The sequence below is a fragment of the Pseudomonadota bacterium genome, from assembly GCA_039028155.1.
Taxonomy (GTDB): domain Bacteria; phylum Pseudomonadota; class Alphaproteobacteria; order SP197; family SP197; genus JANQGO01.
Map to the genome: position 1 here is coordinate 1 of JBCCIS010000012.1, position 15,872 is coordinate 15,872.

At 63.9% G+C, this 15,872-nt stretch carries 13 protein-coding genes; 5 read left to right on the top strand and 8 right to left on the bottom strand.

The genetic code is table 11. From position 1 onward, the window contains the following. On the bottom strand, positions 1–942 hold a 942-nt coding region (locus tag AAF563_08535), incomplete at its 3' end, for a hydantoinase B/oxoprolinase family protein (GenBank protein ID MEM7121306.1). An 82-nt stretch (positions 943–1,024) separates the two neighbouring features. Here AAF563_08535 and AAF563_08540 point away from each other — a divergent pair. The 3 genes from AAF563_08540 to AAF563_08550 all read left to right on the top strand — a co-directional run bounded on the left by AAF563_08540 (position 1,025) and on the right by AAF563_08550 (position 3,562). Next, entirely contained in the window at positions 1,025–1,663 is a 639-nt protein-coding gene (locus tag AAF563_08540) for a TetR family transcriptional regulator C-terminal domain-containing protein (GenBank protein ID MEM7121307.1), read from the top strand. Between the two features lie 70 nt (positions 1,664–1,733). Then, positions 1,734–2,777 carry an LLM class flavin-dependent oxidoreductase gene (locus tag AAF563_08545; protein MEM7121308.1) on the top strand — a complete coding sequence of 348 codons (1,044 nt, stop codon included), beginning with the start codon at positions 1,734–1,736 and terminating at the stop codon, positions 2,775–2,777. An 11-nt stretch (positions 2,778–2,788) separates the two neighbouring features. Continuing rightward, positions 2,789–3,562, top strand: coding sequence for an alpha/beta fold hydrolase (locus AAF563_08550; protein ID MEM7121309.1), 774 nt, complete (start codon positions 2,789–2,791; stop codon positions 3,560–3,562). A gap of 26 nt (positions 3,563–3,588) precedes the next feature. On the opposite strand, the gene AAF563_08555 is transcribed toward AAF563_08550, so the two are convergent. Both AAF563_08555 and AAF563_08560 read right to left on the bottom strand, forming a co-directional pair. Further along, the gene (locus AAF563_08555; protein MEM7121310.1) at positions 3,589–5,211 is read right to left on the bottom strand and encodes an MFS transporter; all 1,623 of its coding nucleotides are present in this window, start codon (positions 5,209–5,211) and stop codon (positions 3,589–3,591) included. 42 nt (positions 5,212–5,253) lie between these two features. After that, a complete protein-coding gene (locus AAF563_08560) occupies positions 5,254–7,272 on the bottom strand; it encodes a hydantoinase/oxoprolinase family protein (GenBank protein ID MEM7121311.1) in 2,019 nt (672 codons plus the stop codon). 215 nt (positions 7,273–7,487) lie between these two features. Between AAF563_08560 and pcp (AAF563_08565) the strand changes: the two genes are divergently transcribed. Further along, the gene (gene pcp / locus AAF563_08565) at positions 7,488–8,156 is read left to right on the top strand and encodes a pyroglutamyl-peptidase I (GenBank protein ID MEM7121312.1); all 669 of its coding nucleotides are present in this window, start codon (positions 7,488–7,490) and stop codon (positions 8,154–8,156) included. Between the two features lie 165 nt (positions 8,157–8,321). Here pcp (AAF563_08565) and AAF563_08570 read toward each other — a convergent pair whose 3' ends face one another. From AAF563_08570 to AAF563_08580, 3 genes are all read right to left on the bottom strand, one after another. Then, complete coding sequence (locus tag AAF563_08570) at positions 8,322–9,548, bottom strand: tetratricopeptide repeat protein (protein ID MEM7121313.1); 1,227 nt, start codon at positions 9,546–9,548, stop codon at positions 8,322–8,324. 50 nt (positions 9,549–9,598) lie between these two features. Continuing rightward, positions 9,599–10,939: a tetratricopeptide repeat protein gene (locus AAF563_08575; GenBank protein MEM7121314.1), complete on the bottom strand. Its 1,341-nt coding sequence runs from the start codon at positions 10,937–10,939 to the stop codon at positions 9,599–9,601. 107 nt (positions 10,940–11,046) lie between these two features. Continuing rightward, complete coding sequence (locus AAF563_08580; protein MEM7121315.1) at positions 11,047–11,769, bottom strand: HAD family hydrolase; 723 nt, start codon at positions 11,767–11,769, stop codon at positions 11,047–11,049. Between the two features lie 146 nt (positions 11,770–11,915). On the opposite strand from AAF563_08580, the gene pcp (AAF563_08585) reads away from it, so the two are divergent. Beyond that, complete coding sequence (gene pcp / locus AAF563_08585) at positions 11,916–12,584, top strand: pyroglutamyl-peptidase I (protein MEM7121316.1); 669 nt, start codon at positions 11,916–11,918, stop codon at positions 12,582–12,584. A gap of 40 nt (positions 12,585–12,624) precedes the next feature. Here the strand turns inward: pcp (AAF563_08585) and AAF563_08590 are convergent, their stop codons facing one another. Then, the gene (locus AAF563_08590) at positions 12,625–14,358 is read right to left on the bottom strand and encodes a M28 family peptidase (GenBank protein ID MEM7121317.1); all 1,734 of its coding nucleotides are present in this window, start codon (positions 14,356–14,358) and stop codon (positions 12,625–12,627) included. Between the two features lie 135 nt (positions 14,359–14,493). After that, on the bottom strand, positions 14,494–15,867 hold the full coding sequence (locus AAF563_08595) for an MFS transporter (protein ID MEM7121318.1): 1,374 nt from the start codon (positions 15,865–15,867) through the stop codon (positions 14,494–14,496). Positions 15,868–15,872 lie beyond the last annotated feature (5 nt).

The following is a 15,872-nucleotide window of genomic DNA, read 5'->3' on the forward strand; positions in this document are numbered from 1 at the left end:
TTCGTTGAACGGAATGTCGGCGCTGGTCAGAACGGCCTTCAGTGCGGTGAATGCCGCGGAAAAGGTCGACGATCGCGGGCTGTTCAGGTTGCGCGTCACCTGTTCGCTGGTGCCGGCCAGATCGACATGGGCGCTGTCGCCCTGGATGGTGACGGCGGCGCGGATCACGAGCGGCTCGTCGCTGACCCCGTCATCGTCGATCCGGTCCTCGCCGCGATAGGTGCCATCGGGTACCGCCTGGATCGCCGCGCGCACGCGTCGCTCGGAATAGGCCATCAACTCCTGCATGGCCGCATCCAAAGCGTTGGCGCCGTACTTCGCCGCGAGTTCCTTAAGCCGCAACGCGCCGACGCCGTTGGCGGCGAACTGGGCGTCGAAATCGCCCATGGTCAGTTGCGGCACGCGAATGTTGCTGGCTATCAGCCGGTGCAGCGGCCCGCCATGCCAGTCGCGCGCCATGTTGTAACGCCCGGGCGGGATCCTGAGGCCCTCTTGATAGATATCGGTGGCGCCCGCGTTGATGCCCGGCGCGCCGCCGCCGAACTCCAGGTGATGGGCGACGGAGGCGGCAAAGCCGATCACCCAGCCGTCGAAGAAGACCGGCGAAAAGATGAACACGTCCGGCAAATGCTGGGCGCCGTTATAGGGATCGTTGGAGATATAGAAATCGCCTTCGACCAGCGTCTCGATTGGATCGAGCGCGGCGCAGGCCTCCAAGGTCGCCTTCATGGAGCCCAGCTGCATGGGGATCATCTCGGCCTGGGCCACCACATTGCCACGTCGGTCCATCAGCGCCGCCGACGCGTCGGCCGCCTCGCGCACGACGGTTGAGAAGGCCGAGCGCACCAGTTTCGCGCCCATCTCGCGCGCCGCGGCGATCAGGCCCTGGCTGATGACGGCGTAGTCGACGGGGTCGAGGGCGGTGGGTTTCGGTGTCGTCATGGCGCGCCATCCTACAACATCGCTTTACCTGAAGCCCATCGCGGCGTAGCCATGGCGTATCCAGCACCAAAGCATTGTTGTCATGGCAACCGCCAAATCGTCCGGAAGGGCACCTAAGTTCACCCGTGAGGCCCGCGACGTACGCCGCCAGGCGCTGATCGACGCCACCCGCCGGTGCATGGCGCGCGATGGGGGCGAGGGGGCGACCGTGCGTCAGATCTGCGAGGAGGCCGGCGTGTCGCCCGGCCTGTTGCGCCACCACTTCGACGGCAAGGACGACCTGATGGCCGCAACCTATCGCGCCATGGTTTTCGAGCTGGCCGATGCCACCCGCGCGCTGATCGAACGCACCGACTTGGCCGCGCGCGAGCGGTTATCACGCATGATCGATATCACCTTGCGTCCACCGCTTGCCGCGCCGGAGCGCCGACGTGTGCAGATCGCGTTCTGGGATCTGGTGCCGCGCAACCCGATGATCGCCAAAACCCACAACAAGCTCTACGGCGACTATCGGCGCGATCTCGCGCGCATGATCGCCGAGGCCGCTGATGCGGACGGTGTTGATGTCGATGCCCGGCGCGTGGCGCGGGAACTGACCGCGCTGCTCGACGGCCTGTGGCTGCAGATGTGCCTGGAGCCGAGCCTCTTCTCGGCCAAGGCGGCACACGCCGCCTGCTGCTCCATGCTGGGTCAGCATTTACCTAGTTTCGCTGACACATGATGTTTCTTATTGTACGATCGTAAAATAAGGACTATACGGACAATAGACATCGCCACGAGAGGATGGCCCGATGGTGCAGTTCAACGTCTTCCTGTCCTGTCATCACTTCAACGATACGCGCAGCCACCCCGAGCTCTACCGCGACATGCTGGAGCAGGCGCGCCATGCCGAGGCACTTGGCTATGACGGGCTTTCGGTGCCCGAGCACCACTTCGTCAACGTGTTGATGAACCCCGACCCCCTCATGCTCGCGGTCCAGGTCGCCAACGTAACGGAACGTTTGCCGATCGCGACGGCGGTCGTCGTGTTGCCGTTCCACGATATGCGCCGCTTCGCCGGTCAGGCCATGCTGGCCGACATCCTATCGGACGGGCGCATTGAGCTCGGTGTCGGGCGCGGCGCCTTCGCCTATGAGATGCAGCGCATGGGTGTCGATCCCGCCGAGACGCGCGACCGGTTCGACGAATCACTCGCGGTTCTCGAGGCGCTTCTGGAAGCTGAGGAGGTGTCCTGGGACGGCACTTACTACAAGTTCGATTCGCTGACCGCCATGCCGCGCTCGCCGCACAAGCCGAACATCTGGATTGCCGCGTTGGGACCGGAAGCCATCTATCACACTGCGCGCAAGGGCTACGACCTGCAGACGACACCGCTGCGCGGCGGGTTCCCGCTCGGCGTCAAGCAGATGGAGGCGTTCCACCGCGGTGCCGACGAGGCGCTGGCGGCGACGGGAAAGCGCCCGCGCATGTCGATGCTGCGCTCGGCCTATGTCGCGACCGACGAGGTGGACGCCCAGGCCAAGCGTGAGGTCGTTTACGAATACGGCCTGCGCTTCACCAACGGTTTCGAGACGCCGGGTACGGTCAAGAACGGTTCGTTGGAGATCGTCGAGGTCGACTACGAAATGGAAGACGCGATGAAGCAGCTCATCGTCGGGACCAAGGACGAAATTGTCGACAAGATCGGCGCCTATGTGGAACTCGGCATGGACGAGATCGCGCTCGACATGCATTTGGGGATCGCCAGCCACAAGGACGTCATGGAGTCCATGGAACGCTTCGCCGCAGACGTCATGCCGCAGTTCCGTGACGCCGAACTGGCGGTCGGCGCCTAGGGAGTTCGGTCATGGCCGCTGTCGACTGCGTTCACGCGACCGAGGGCTCTGGCCCGCCGGTCTTCATGGTGCACGGCATCGGCTCACGCCGGTCGGGCTGGGACGCCATTGTCGAGCGGCTGAAGGACGACTTCACCTGCATCCGCTACGACCTGCGCGGCCATGGCGACTCGCCGGTGCCGCCGACGCCCTACTCCCTCGACGAACTGGTCGAGGATCTGGAGGCGTTGCGCGCGAAGCTTGGCATCGAGAAGGCGCACGTCATCGGCCATTCGCTGGGCGGCATGATCGGTCCGGCCTATGCGCGCACCTATCCCGACCGCGTGATGTCACTGGGTCTCCTGTCGACGGCGGCCGGGCGCACGGCGGACGACGCGGCCAAGGTGAAGGGCGTCATCACGGCGATGGAACGCGACGGCATTCCCAACATCCTGGAAACCCTGACCGATCGCTGGTTCACCGACGACTTTCTGCGCGACCATGCTGACGCCGTGAAGGCCAGGTTGAAGGAAGTCACCGACACGCCGGCCGATGTGTTCCTCGCCGTTTTCCGCATCTACGCGGCGACCGAGATGGGGCCGTGGCTCAATCAGATCACCACGCCTTCGCTGGTTCTGACTGGCGAACTGGACGGCGGCTGCAACCCGCGCCTCAATCGGTTCATCGCAGACCAATTGCCGGACTCCGAACTCGTCATCATCCCGGATTACAAACACGCAATACTGAAGGAAGCGGCCGATCAGGTGGCCGACAACGTGTGCCGTTTCCTGAAGGCGCACTCCTGATACCGCGCTGTCACCAAGCCATCGCCCTATGACATCGCTGCCTTCCCGTTCTTTCGGTCGCCGGACGGAAGGAAGAGGTAAAGCGCCAGGCCGATGGCGACGAAGACGAATGCGATCAACAGAACCGTGCGCGCGGCATCGGAAAAGCCGGTGCGCAGGTCTACGACCAGCACCGCCGTCTCCGGCGACCGGGACAAACGCGCGATGACGTGCTGCGCTTCATCGCGCCCGACGCCGACGCCAATGCGGAAGTGGGTCGCGGCTTCGATAGCATCTCTTTCATCGGCAGTAAGTGAGGGTGTGTCATCAAGCGTGGGTTGAACCTCGCCGACGGCGATGCCGATGAACGCGCCGACGATGATGGCGGTGGCCAGGGCATCAAGGCCGAGACGCACCATGGCCGAGATACCGCTGGCCCTGGCGGCGAGCGGCTCCGGTACGTCGATCAGGAGTTGGGCCATCATGCCGGAAAATGCCATGGCGTAAGCCGCTCCGAATGGCAGAACGAGCAAGCCCAGTACGACGAGCGGCGGCGAATAGCCGACGATGACGGCCATGGCGATGAGCACGACGGCCTGGGCGGCGATCGCGAGGCTCACGACATACCGACGGCGAATACTCCTCAGCAACGCGCTGGCCGACATGCCGCCTGCCGCCAGGGCGACGCCAAGGACGGTAAGCACGGCGCCTGCGGTCAGTGCGTCCAGATCCAGCACGAATTGCACGTAGATCGCGATGAAGATCACCATGGCGTAAAGCGCCATCGACATGGCGGCACTGGCCAGCATCGTTTTGCGGAAGCTGGGAACGGTCAGCAAATCGTGGCGCATCAGGACCGCACGCCCGGCGCGGCCGCGCTTCCGCTCGACCTGTGTCACGACGATCAAAAAGAGCAAGCCCACGACGAATAGGAGCGGGATCGGTGAAAGACCGGCGATCGTGAGAGTCGTCCCGTCCGCCGGACGGACCCAGCCGAGCGACGGCCCTTCCTGGAATGCGAAGACCAGGGCGCCCATGCCGGTGGCGAGCAGAACCATGCCCGGCCAATCGAATGCCGGTGTCACGTTTTCCGGACGGTCGTTGGCAAAGAAACGCAGGACACCGGCGGCGGCGCCAATGCAAAGCGGAATGCTCACGTAAAAGACGTCGCGCCACGAGGCGAACTCAGCAAACGCCGCGCCGATGAGCGGTCCAACCGCGACCGCCACAGCCGAGGCCGTCGCCCATAACGAAAAGGCGAGGTTGCGCTCATGACCTTCGGGAAAGTTGGCGTTCAGGAGCGCCAGGGTCGACGGTGCGATGGCGGCAAAAACGATACCTTGGAGCGCCCGGCCGACCATCAGCCAGACGATATCCGGTGCACTTCCGGTGATGGCGCTGCTGACGGCGAACCCGACAAGCGCGATGGCCAGCATGTTGCGACGGCCGATCACGTCGGCAATCTGGCCAAGCGGCGCCAGTGTCGCGGCCGCGGCGATCATGAACACCGTGATCGAGAGCGAGGCCAGATCCAGACCGATTTCAAGGTCGTGATCGATACTGGGCAACAGCACGGCCGTTATCGTCTGATCGGCGACGACCAGCAGAATGCCAACCAGAAGGAAGGTCAGACCCAGCCAGGGGCGGCGGGTCCGCGAGGTGTCACGCACCGGCGCCAACGCTTGCCATGCCTGACGTCGCGCCGTCTGCCGTCACGGCGATTTCGTGAGGACGAGATTGTGGTGGTCGTCAAGCTCAGCCGCCCAGCCATCGGGGATCGAGATGGTCGACGTCGTATCCTCCAGCAGATAGGGCCCGGCGAGGTTGTCGCCGGGTTTCATGGTGGCGCGCGATCCCGCTTGGCCCCCATGTTCGCCACCGTGCTCCCACATGGTCCAGGCCGTTGCCGGCGCGGGCGCTTCCTCGGTCTCTTCCGACAGCACCGGGATCTCGTCGAGCGGCGCGGTGACGCCGAGCCGGAAGGCGACGATCTCGATCGGGTTGCCGGCGTCACCGCCATGCATGAAGACGCGGTGGTGCTCAGCGGCGAAGAGCTGGCGCAACGTGTCGCCGGTCAAGGCGTCGAGCGCGGTGTGGTCGATCTCGACCGCGACCTCGAAGGCCTGGCCGACGAAACGCATGTCGGCGATGAACGTGAGATCGGGGTCGTGGCCCAGCCCCATTAGCACGAACCGCTCGATCGCGCGCTTGCGCATCTCCTCGAACACCTCGGCGACAGCGGCGGGTGTCGCGTCGTCGACCAGCATCTTGCGCGTCGTCGAATCGAACTGGCGGTAATCAGCGGCGATCAGGCCATAGGCCGACAGCACGCCCGCGTTGGGCGGCACGACCACGGTGCCGACGCCCAGATCCTCCGCGATGCGGCAGGCGTGCAACGGCCCGGCGCCACCGAAGGCGACCATGGCGTAGTCGCGCGGGTCCTTGCCGCGCTCGGTCGAGATGATCTGCATGGCGCGCACGATGTTGGCGTCGGCGACGCGGATGGCACTGTCGGCGATCTCCTGCAGCGACATGGAGAACCGTTCGGCGAGTGGTTCGAAGGCGCGTGCCGATGCCGCCCCGTCAATCGTCATGCGCCCGCCCAGGAAGGCGTCGGGCCTCAGCGTCTTGCGCAGCACATGGGCGTCGGTGATGGTCGGCTCGGTGCCGCCGCGCCCGTAACAGGCCGGCCCGGGATCGGCGCCGGCGCTTTGCGGGCCCGCGCGCAGCATGCCGCCGTCGTCGACCCAGATGATCGAACCGCCGCCCGCGCCCACCGTGTTGATGTCGATGATCGGCGTCCTGATCGGCAGACCGTCCAGCGCGAATTCCGACGTCAGCTCCGGCTGGCCTTGGGTCACCAGGCAAACATCAGTCGACGTACCACCCATGTCGAAGGTGATGAGATTATGGAAGCCGGAGCGTCCGACCTGGCGCACCGCGCCCATGACACCGGCCGCAGGCCCCGACAGCAGCGCGGTGATCGCGTTGCGCCGCATACCGTCGGCCGGCAGGCGCCCGCCGTTCGACTGCATGACCGAGAAGCGGCCGGTGAACCCGCCGCCGTTGAGCCGGTCTTCGAAGCGCTCGAGATAGCGGTTGATGACGGGCTGCACATAGGCCGACAGTGTCGTCGTGGAGGCGCGCTCGTATTCGCGGAACTCGCGGCTGACCGCCGACGAACAGGCGATCTGCATGTCCTGGCAATGGCGCGCGATGATCCCGGCAAGCTGTTCTTCATGTGCCGGGTTGGCGTAGGCGTTGACCAGGCAGATCGCGACGGCCTCATAGCCGCCTTCCTTCAGCTTCGGGATCAGCTCGTCGACCACGGCCTGTTCGTCGAGCGCCGCCTCGACGCTGCCGTCGGCCAACAGCCGTTCGGCGACTTCATAGCTGTCGCGCCGGCGCACGACCGGTTCCGGTTTCTGATACGTCAGGTCATAGACGCGCGAGCGGCTGTGGCGCTGCATGATCAGGATGTCGCGGAAGCCTTTGGTCGTGACGAACGCGACCTTGGCGCCCTTCCTCTCCAGCACCGCGTTGGTCGCGATGGTCGACCCGTGGGCGAGATCCTCGACCGCACCCAGATCGAGTTCGGCCGAAACCAGCGCGTTGAACGCGCCCTCGTCGGGCGCCGCCGGCACGCTCGGCACCTTGGTGACCCGTATCCCGTCCGGCCCGACCGCCACCAGATCGGTGAACGTTCCGCCCACCTCCACACCCACGCGCATGCTCGTGTCCCCAGGGTTATCGTTGGTGCGCGAGCTTAGGCGGGATTGGCGGGGACGGGAAGGTCAGGGGGCAGGGCATCAGCGATCGATCGATTGTTTGTCGACGTTTGGCGGGGGTGTTTCCACATCCATGTCGTCCATCATGCCTTGCTCGCCGGTGTCCACCGACGCACAGTCTGCCATCCGTTACCATCGCTATGAGGAGTCGCGATCCGATGACGACCATCCTGCTCACCGGTTTCGAGCCGTTCGGCACCACGCCCATCAACCCCGCCGAAAAGGTGGCGAAGTTCCTCGACGGCGATGAGATCGACGGCGCGCGTGTCGTCTCGCGCATCGTTCCCAGCGCTTTCTTCACCTGCATCGATGCCGTCTGTGCGGCGATCGAAGAAGTTCGCCCCGAGACCGTCGTCATGATGGGCGAATATGGCGGGCGCGCCATGCTGACGGTCGAGCGGATTGCGCAGAACTTGAACGACGGTACCCGATACAAGCTGGCCGATAACAAGGGGCGCGCCACCCAGGGCGAGCCGACGGTGCCGGGCGGGCCGGCCGCCTACTACACGACGCTGCCGATGCGGGCGATGGTGCAGGCCATGCGCGACGCCGGCATCCCCTCGGATATCTCCGACGTCATGGGCACCTTCTGCTGCAACCACCTGATGTACGGCGTGATGCATCATATCACCGTCAACCGCCTGGACATCCGGGCTGGCTGGATTCATCTGCCGCACCTGCCGGAGGTCGCCGCGCTCGACGACCATCTTGGCTTGCCGAGCATGTCGGTGGAGACAGCCGCCGCCGGTGTGCGCGCGGGCCTCGCAGCGATCGTCACCCATGCAGAGGATATCGACGAGCCCAGCCTTTCGCGCTGGCAGATCTAGAACGGATTCGCCGGTTTTGGCGGCATTGCGGTGCGGTCTGTTCAAGAGCGGATCGACTCTAGCGCCGACGTGCTGTCACGCCGATGCGCATGCTCGTGTGTCCGGCGTTACTGATGGCGCGCGAGCTCAGGCGGGATTGGCGGGGACGGGAAGGCTAGGGCGCATTCAGTCGACGGCACAGTGTGCTTTGGCGAGACTGATCGACTTGCCCGCCAAGTCCCAGTACTGGTCGAAGTCTTGCTCCCAATCTCCGTCAGGGTCACCCATCTTGAGCTTTGCAATTGAACGTACTGAGTAAGCAAGCGACTTCATCCTCAAGACATCGACATCGGACGTTTCGTCCGGCAGGTCAGCAATAACGAGATTGAGCTCGTCAACCGCCTCATCAAATCGTCGAAGTTGCTCAAGCGCAAGCCCGCGAGCGAGATGAAGAACGACATGTTCTTCTCCCATTGACATCGCCTGACCAAGGTCGTCGAGTGCAAGCTCGTATCGGTAGTAGACCCACCATGCTAGCCCCCTTACTGCCCGTGCCTGCTCGGGATGGGGGTCGCTATCCATTGCCCGGTCAAAATCCTCGATGGCCCGCTCAAAACCGGAAATCTGAATGTAGAGGAGACCGCGTTCGCGCAGGGCGGTGGGATCAAGAGGGTGAGAATCGAGAATGATGTTGAGCTCATCCAACGTTGGACGAGCGGCATCTTCGACATAGGCATCGGGGCGAACGCTTCGATCATAGGCGTCCAACAAGGGCGCATCATAGTTGGTGTAAAGACATGCCAGAATATCCGCGTCGAGACGCCGGGCGAGCGAATAGGCGTTTGCCGCCTTGTCGTAGTCGCGGCGAGACCGCCATGTTTCTATCTCCCAAACGAGATCCTGGATCGCAGCTTCAATCTCACTCACGTCTAGAAGTTCTGAACCTGTCGCGTGCATCGCTTGCGCATAGGCGAGGGCGTCGAAGGTGACAATGGCGCACTGGTGGTCGAGCGCCTGTTCGGTCTGGTTATCGAGATCCATGGCGAGAAGCACGTCGATGCATCCTTGTCGGGCATCGGCGTGGTCAGGCGCCAACATGAGAACACGGCGGTAGTCTCGTCGTGCGCCTTCGAATGATCCGACCGCGATGTACGCCTCGGCGCGTGCGACGCGTGCGTCGACATCGGTCGGGTCGAGACGCAACGTTCGATCGAAGTCGGTAATGGCCTTGAGGTATTCGCCGCGTTGGTCATAGGCCGTGCCACGGGCGCGATAGGCTGCGGCGAGTTCACTTTCGTCGAGACCGCCGTCATCGATCGCCTGTGTACACGCCTCGATCCGCGACTGCGGGCCAATGGTGTTACCCAGACACGCCTCTAGATCCGCAAGGGCACCTCTTGGAGATGCGCACACCGCAAACGCTCCAATAGAGAAGACAACGGCCAACAAAACGAACCGTTGCCTCATCGCCGATTGGGGCATTTTTCGCTCATTTGGTCGGCCCACAGGCTAGCAAGATCGCCTGATGTCCCGACTGCTTCGCGAAAGCCGTCGAGATCTCCTAAGTCCATCAGGGAGAATGCCCTCATTTGATGAGCGTCGTGCGCCAGCATGGCCATGGCTGGCTCTGCTGACGTTAGTTCGGGCAACGACGCAATGGCACGTTCCGCGGCCCGCAGTTGGTACTCACTGAGGCCATCTGCTTGTGCGAGTCGGTACACATCGCCTTGTACAAGGTGGAGCAGAGGATCGTCGAGGCCTGCCGCAGATGCTTGGTCGAGATCGCTGAGCATCCTTGCGGGATCAAAGTACTCTGCATAGGCGTCAGGATAGATGATTTGAGCCAGGGTCGGGTTTTTGCTCATGATCCACCGCGCCGTTGCGTTCAGGACGAGCAGGTTCGGTGAACTCGGCTCGGTCTTAAGGGCGGCTTCGAAATCTCCGATGGCGCGTTGCCATGCGCCCACGGTCGAGTACAACAGACCCCGTTCGCGCAACGCTGCAGTATCCGTCGGGTCCTGCCACAAACGGCTTTCGATCTCTTCCAAGGACAGTGGCAAGGTTGTTTCCACGTACGCCTCCGGCCGCGTTCGTCGGTCGAAGTCGCGAAGCATGAACGCGTGCTCGTGACCGTAGAAGAGCAGGCAGAATGTGGCGCCTGGATCGAGCTGCGCTGCATGCGCGAGGCTCGACGCCGCATCGTAGTCTCTGTTCCAGTGAATGGCGTCCTTGGTGTTTTGAATCAACTCCAGTGCGTGCGGATCGAACAGGCTCGCAAACGCCGGTTCGATTCCCACGTCACTAAAGCAGTCGAGAAGAAGTTCTTCGTCACTGCCAAGTTGGTCACCAATTTGCTTTGTTTGAATGCAACCCCGACGAGCCGCAGCGCTGAACGGATGATGGGCAAGCGCCGCCTGAAAGTCTGCCATTGCAGAACCGAAGTCGCTGATAAGTAGGTAGACGTGCCCGCGAGCGATCAGTGCCTCCTCGCTTGTTGGCCGTTCCTGAAGGGCTGATGACAAATCGCGCAACGCGTCTTCGGCGTTGTCGATCTCACGGTAGACCTCAGCTCGGCCGAGGTAGGCGCGAAACGAGAATGACAGTGGGTCGTTCTCAATAACCTCGCTGCAAAAGGCAACACGGGCTGCGGCGGAAAGCTGCCTATCCAGGCAAGCGTCGAGATTGGCCGCCTGCTCGGCGATCTCCTTGTGACTGGCGATCAGCGGTTTTGAGTATGCTGTCGAACCGAATGCTAACGCCGAGAAAAAAGTCAGGAGCAGGGCGAATCCAAGGGTGCTCGCCAACTGTGTGCGAGCCGTCTCCTGTCGAAAGTGGCCATCTACACGCATAACCCGATTGTATCACGTTGCGATACAACCGTAGCTTACACCGAAGGCGTACCCCTGAAGCCCTAGCCGCCGACAGGTTCCAGCAGCTCCGGCAGCGCCTGGATGATGCGGTCCGGCTTGATGTCGCTGCCTTCCGGCAGGCCGTTGCCGTAGGCATCGCACCAGATCGCGTGGATGCCGAGTTTCTGGGGCGCGACGACCTCCCATTCCAGGTTGTCGCCGACGACCCAGGTGGTGTCGGGTGTGCTCTCCAACTGCTCCATCAGGTGCAGGAAGACGGCGGGTTCGGGCTTGCCGATGCCGAACTCACCTTCGATCAGAATATGGTCGAAGCGGTGGGTGAGGTCGAAGCGTTCGACCTTGGCGCGCTGGCCGTCGGCGCCGCCGTTGGTGACGAGGCCCAGGGCGACGCCCCGCTGGCGCAGCTCGTCGATGGTTTCGATGGCGCCGGGGAAGGGTTTCATGGCGGCCTCGCGGTGGTCGCTGAAGGCATCCGCGATGGTGTGGGCGAGTTCGTCGTGGACCAGCTCGATGGTGGCAAAGGCCTGGGCGACGATGTCGCGGCGCGCCTGGCGGATATCCTGGCGGCCGATGCGGTGCTGCTCGGGATCGGCCCAATAGGCGCGTGCCGACGTGACGACGTGATCGTGCAGGTGGTCGTGGTCGTCGATGGCGTCGTGATCGGCGAAGGTCCGGAGCACCTGGCGCCAGGCATCGCCCTGCGCGCCATGGGCCTGGATGATCGTATCGTCGAGATCGAGCAGAATGGCTTTGGGCAAGGTCATGCGTTCACCGTTCTCGTTGCGTCTCAGGCTAGCATCTCTGATCTTGCCGGTCTCCCGCAGCGCAAGGGGCGGACGTGCCTTGCCCCGCCATGCCGGCGGGCGCACAGTTGATCCTGACCACCACCGCCCCAGGGAGACCCGATCCGATGGCCACTATCCTGCTCACCGGTTTTGAAGCGTTCGGCAACACACCTATCAATCCCGCCGAGCAGGTGGCGAATGCTTTGGACGGCGAGACCATTGACGGCGCACAGGTCGTCTCGCGCATCATTCCCAACACGTTCTTCACCTGCATCGATGTCGTCTGCGCCGCCATTGAAGAGCTTCGGCCCGAGACTGTTGTCATGATGGGCGAATACGGCGGGCGTTCGATGGTGACGGTGGAGCGTATCGCGCAGAACCTGAACGACTGCACCCGTTACCAACTGCGCGATAACGCCGGGCGCGCCATGCAGGGCGAGCTGACGGTGCCGGACGGGCCGGCTGCCTACTACGCGACGCTGCCGATCCGCGCGATGGTGAAGGCGATGCGCGAGGGCGGCATTCCCTCCGACATCTCCGACGTCACGGCCACCTTCTGCTGCAATCATCTGATGTACGGCATCCTGCATCAGATCGCGCTGAAGGGATGGGACATCCGGGCCGGTTGGATTCATCTGCCTCATCTGCCGGAAGTCGCGGCTCTCAACCACAATCTGGGTGCGCCCAGCATGTCAGTGGAGACGGCCGCTGCCGGCGTGCGCCTGGGCCTCGCGGCGATTGGCGCACACGCCGTGGATATCGACGAGCCGATCTTGTCGCGTCAGCAGATTTAGGATTGCGCCGACGTCGGAACGGAGCCCGAGAGGTCGACGGTCACGATGGTCGCAAAACGTCGGCGACGATTCCGGTGGCTTCGTCGAGCGTGGCCACGACCCGGTTGCGGCCCCTCACCAACTGGGCAAGCGCGAACTTCCGTTGGTCGTCGTCGAGGTTATCGAGATCGCTCGCCAGGCTCAGGATCGGCAGCGGCGGCACGGCGAGCGCGGGATCGTGGTCAAAGCGCGGCCCCCGCGTGTAGTCGAGCGGCACCAGGATGCGCGACAGGCGCCGGATCACCGTGTTGGTCTCGTCTGCTTCGAGATTGCCGTTGTTTGCCGCGCGATAGAACCGCGCGAGCTGATCGGCGAGCGTATCGACGGCCTCGCGCGCCGGCTTCAGGTCGAGCCGGTCACCGGCGCTCGCCTGATAGCGGTCGACGGTCTGGGCCAGATCGTCGACCGCAAGGCGCCAGTCGAAGGGCAGCCGTTCGCCCATCGCCACACGTAACACGGAGAGCAGATAGACCTTCATATCGGTCATCAGGATGTCGCGGTCGGCGATCTCCAGCGTATCGTTTTCCGTGTGCCAGCCGATATTGCCGCCGCAACCGCCAACCGGGTAGTAGCCCTTCTCGGCGCGCAGGTCGTCGGGCATCTTCGACGACAGCATGTAGAAACTCGACAGGCCGATGTTGTTGAACGCGTAGTCGCCGGCGCGCGGCGGGCGCACACATTCAGGCGTCCTGTCGGCAACCTGCTGGATCACCTCGGTCACCAGAGACCGCGCCTCGGCCATGCAGGACAGCTTGGTGTATTCGGTGGCCCAGCGACAGCCCGGACTGTCGCAATCGACCTGGGCGACGCAGTGCCGGTCGAGTTCCGTGGCGAAGGCATCCGCGAACCAGGTGCTGCCGGCGTAGCGCCCGGTCGAGTGGCCGGGCCACCAGGCGATCTTGACAGAGCGGCGGAGAGCGTCGCGGTGCCGCCACAGCACACGCGCCAGTTCCAGCATGCAGGCATCGCCGGTCGCGTTGTCGCCGACACCGACATCCCAACTGTCGAGATGGCCGTGCAGCAGCGCAAAACTCTCAGGCTCGATTGCGCCGGCAATGTCGGCAACAAGAACCTTCTGCCGGAACCAGTTTTCCTCAAGCTCGCAGGTAACCTTGGCGGCCTTGCCTTGGGCGGCAGCCTCGACCAGGAGATCGCCGTCCGGGCGATTGACGGCGACCACGGGGATCCTGGGTTTCCGTGGCAGATCGTCCAGTCCCGGCGCGCCCCAGATCGTCGTGCAGGTACCCCAATGGATGTCGACGCCGGGATTGATGGCGACGACGGCGGCGGCGCCAAGCTCGGCGAGTGGCGTGATGATGCCGGGAAGCGCGAAACCTTCGGTCAGCACGATCCTGCCGGCGACCGTGTCCGCCGTCAGGCCGGCGGCGTCGACGCCCATCTCCGAGACCGAGCGCTGACCGCTCGCCGCCTGGGCCGGCACGTGCAGCAACGGCGCCTTAAGACCTTCGGGCAATGATAGAGAGAACGACGAGGGTTTGGCGCGCAAGCGCCGGTTGCCCAACTTGACCGAAGCCGCGCCGGGCAGGCTCAGATAAAGCTCGGGCTCATAGAGTTTGTGCGGCACGCCGAAGTCGCGAAGGCGTTCGGCGACCATGTCCATCGCCGCGTTAACGTCATCTGGCCGCTCACGCGGAAAGGCGGAAAACCGCTCGATCAGCGTCCACGGTTCGTCCAGGTTAAGATCGTCGAGAATCGTCTGTTCGGTTGGGTTCATGGCGCCCAGCATAGAGCCTGACCCGGCCCCGGGGCGACCCTCGCATTTCCAAAGTGGCTCTCAGCACCGCGCGCGACGGTGGTCCCCATCCATTTGGATCCATATCGCGCGTTCCGAAGCCGAACCGTTCGCGTATCAGGCTTGCGGGTGCCGTTCGATAGTGAGCCGCGCGACAAGCAGGACAAGCAGCATGACGGCGCCGGTCATGAAGAACATGCTTGCGTAGTCGCCGGTCACCGCCAGGATCGTGCTGCACAAGGCGACACCGATGGTGCCGCCCAGCATCTGGATGGTCAGGTTGACGCCGCCTGCCTGGCCGCGTTGGGTTGCCGGAACGGAACTCATCACCGCCCGGCGGGTCGGCACCGCCACGACCGGCATGGCGACACCCCACACCGCGAGCGCCGTGATGATGATGGCATGGCTCTCGGCCTCCATGCCGATGCCGACGACGATCAGCGCGACGCCTTGCACCAACATGCCGAGCGAGAGTGGCAACCGTGAGCCAAATCGATCGGCCGCCTTGCCTGCCAAGAGCGACGTCGCGATCGTTGGCGCGACGGCGACGAGCACGATAAGTCCGGCATCGATCGGCGAGTCACCCAGGACGTCTTGGAAGTAGAGCGCGACAAACACGAAGACCGCCAGCTGGCTCCACTGAAAGATGAAGAAGACGAGGTTGCCGCCTGAGAAGGTCGCGATGCGCAGGAGACCGAGTTCAAACAGCGGGTTGGCGCGCCGTAGCTCGACCGTGACAAAGACGATGAGCAGGACAACGCCGGCGCCAAAGAACGACAAGGTCGTGACGGAGACCCATCCCCATGCGTCACCCTCCATCAGCGCGACGACCAGCGCGGAGAGACCGGCGACCAGGGTGATCAGACCCGGAAAATCAACACCCTCATGCGGTTTCTTGTCCTCGGCGCGGCCGGGTTGTTTCGCGGTCGACCAGCCGATCATGGCCAACACGCCGATGACGACAACGAATGGCAGGTTGATCCAGAAGATCCAACGCCACGAGATCACCTCGGAGAAGTAACCGCCGACCAGCGGCCCCATCGACATGAAGATCGCGCCGACGGTCGTTTGAATGCCGAGCGCCAGACCGCGTTGCTCCAAGTCGAAGGTATGGGTGATGGCGGCAAGCGCTGTCGGGAAGATAATGGCGCCGCCAACACCCTGGACGGCGCGCGCGCTGATCAGCCAGGCGCCGTCCTGGGCGAAACCGGCGGCCAGTGAGGCCAGACCGAAGATAGTGACGCCGGCAAGGAAAAGATCGCGCAGTCCGATCACATCGCCCAGCCGCCCGCCGACGGCGACAAAGCAGGTGAAGGTCAGAAAGTAGGCGTTGACGACCCAGTGTGCCCCGGTCTTGGTCATGCCGAGCTCCGGCTGGATCGTGGCGAGCGCCACGCCGACCACAGTCTCGTCCAGGACCACCAGGCCCATGACACCGCTCATGGCGGCCAGCAGCCACCACTTGCGGTTCCTTTCGTTGATTCCCAGCAAGCGCC